The sequence below is a fragment of the Sulfitobacter sp. HI0129 genome (assembly GCF_001635395.1).
GTDB lineage: Bacteria > Pseudomonadota > Alphaproteobacteria > Rhodobacterales > Rhodobacteraceae > Sulfitobacter.
The window spans coordinates 1-670 of the sequence record NZ_LWGH01000756.1 but is presented as its reverse complement, the minus strand read 5'-3'; the positions used below and the strand labels follow the sequence as shown (position 1 = coordinate 670).

The window sequence follows — 670 nt, the reverse complement described above, 5'->3', positions numbered from 1 at the left end:
ACCGCCGCCATGCTCGACGGGGTGCGGCAGTTGGGGCTCTCCCCCTCGCCCTCCGTGGCGCGCTTTCTGGCCCGCGTCGGGCTGATGCAGGGCACGCTGCCGGATTTCAGCGATGACGCCCTGATGGCGACGCTCGAAGACTGGCTTGCCCCGTTTCTGGGCGGGGTACGAACGGCGGCGGACTGGAAGGCTTTCGATCTGTTGCCGGCCCTGCGCGCGCGCCTCGACTGGGACGCGCAGCAGGCGCTGGATGCCGAGGTGCCGCCCCATTTCGAAACCCCGCTGGGGCGCAAGGTGCCCATCGATTATGGCGGCGAGGTGCCGGCGATTGCCCTGCGCCTGCAAGAGGTCTTCGGGGTGACGGAACATCCGCGGGTCGGCGGGCAGCCCTTGCAGATCACCCTGTTGTCGCCTGCGCAGCGCCCCGTTCAGGTCACGACCGATCTGCCGGGGTTCTGGGCCAGTTCCTACGCAGATGTTCGCAAGGACATGCGCGGGCGGTATCCGCGCCACCCCTGGCCCGAGGATCCGACACAGGCGGATCCGACCCTGCGCGCCAAGCCACGGGGCAGCTAGCGACCGCCCTGCTAATCGCTGTCGATCAACCCGGCCCCCGCCCCCGCGGCGCGCGAGCGCGCGCTTTCAGGCACCAGCCTGCGCGCCGCGAGGC

At 70.7% G+C, this 670-nt stretch carries 1 protein-coding gene; it reads left to right on the top strand.

Going from position 1 to position 670, the window contains the following annotated elements:
* The coding region (locus tag A3764_RS18595) for an ATP-dependent helicase C-terminal domain-containing protein (protein WP_330220546.1) at positions 1–576 on the top strand (576 nt) is incomplete at its 5' end.
* Between the last annotated feature and the right edge of the window lie 94 nt (positions 577–670).